Below are 1386 nucleotides of genomic sequence, written 5' to 3' on the forward strand. Positions count from 1 at the left end.
GAATCGGTTTAGGTTTTTTTGATTATACGACTAATACCGTCCCTATATAAACGCAATCTAATAAGCTGTAGAATATAATTTGTAAAAGGATTCGTATATAAGGGAAAATCATGAAAAAAACTTTGTTGGCTTCAATACTATTAACTACCAGTCTAAATGTCAGCGCTATCGAATGTACGGACTATGTACTAAGTATCACTAACGGGCAAAATAGTCCTTTTTATCAACTGCGTAGCTTCCATGCAAAAGGCTGGTATGAAAGCGATAACGAAGCAATAAGCCGAGGTTATAAAATAGTAACAGGAGCACCGATCAGGGGAGATATAATAGTTGTTGGCCCACAACCTGGAAAAAAAGAAGGTGACGCCACATATTACGGCCATGTTATGTATGTAATGGAAACAACCTCATATACAAATATAGGAAACTATACTGTTAAGGTAAAACATGCTAATAGATACGGAAAAGGTAATATCCAGGATGGCAATGGATATGGTGAAACCATAACTATCTCAAACAACATATACAGCACGAACAATGCCCCTGTTGAGAGAATAATAAGAGCAAACAACAAAGTAATATCACATGATACATTACTGTACAAAACAATACCAAACAACTCTGAGAAAGAGATTACATTTAAAATTAAAAATCAGGGTACAGAAAACATATATATTCATGAATATAAGTTAAAACCTATTAACTCACATGCAGGCATATTTGATATAGAAGCAGATTTCCACAGATACGGCTATTGCCCACCTATTCTATCACCAGGCCAAGAGCTGACTATTTCCGCACATGTTAAGGTAACTAATACTTACAATGGAACGTATGTACCCAAATGGACTTTTGAAAATAAAACTAGTGGCCAAAGAATTGGGATTATGGATGCGAAAATCACTGTAAACTAGAACCTAATTAGCGGGGTGGGTGGGTTTCGGCCTGATTTTACCCCGCCCAACACCGAACCCACCGACATGCACACACCAGCCCGCACACGCGCCACGGCATCGGGCGTGGCGGGCCGTTGGCCGCTGTGCCAGTGACGTGTGGCACCACTCGTTTAATGCCTGGCGTAACCCGAACTGCGAAGCCTGCTGCAGTGAATACCCGACCGATAGCGACACTGTGGAGCCGTGCAGCCGATGCCACCGAGCCGGAACCCGAGCAGTGAGCTGATGGCCTGCCCCGCATTTAAACACCACACGATAACTGGCAGGCCATGAGCGAACGGCGACAGGTGCAGGCGAAGGGCAGCATGGGCGTAATGGCGGAACGTGACGCGACAGGTGGGGTATGAGCAAAGTGGCGCAGCGGGAGGGTGGAGCCTGGTGATTAAACGAGGTGCCACGCGAACGACCGGCACAGGGGCTAACGGCGGGG

Annotated in this window: 2 protein-coding genes; both read left to right on the top strand. The window is 44.9% G+C overall.

Annotation, left to right across the window (positions count from 1 at the left end; translation table 11 throughout):
* The first annotated feature begins 110 nt into the window (after positions 1-110).
* The gene (locus H579_RS0118665) at positions 111-914 is read left to right on the top strand and encodes a CHAP domain-containing protein (RefSeq protein WP_028301914.1); all 804 of its coding nucleotides are present in this window, start codon (positions 111-113) and stop codon (positions 912-914) included.
* 116 nt (positions 915-1030) lie between these two features.
* Positions 1031-1177: a hypothetical protein gene (locus tag H579_RS29215; RefSeq protein ID WP_157834660.1), complete on the top strand. Its 147-nt coding sequence runs from the start codon at positions 1031-1033 to the stop codon at positions 1175-1177.
* The last annotated feature ends 209 nt before the right edge of the window (positions 1178-1386 follow it).

It is taken from the genome of Oceanospirillum beijerinckii DSM 7166 (genome assembly GCF_000422425.1).
GTDB classification, from domain to species: Bacteria; Pseudomonadota; Gammaproteobacteria; order Pseudomonadales; family Halomonadaceae; genus Oceanospirillum; species Oceanospirillum beijerinckii.

Bases quoted from the DNA above. Each gene is read 5' to 3' on its own strand.
- H579_RS0118665 (WP_028301914.1), top strand. From the start codon at position 111: ATGAAAAAAACTTTGTTGGCTTCAATACTATTAACTACCAGTCTAAAT.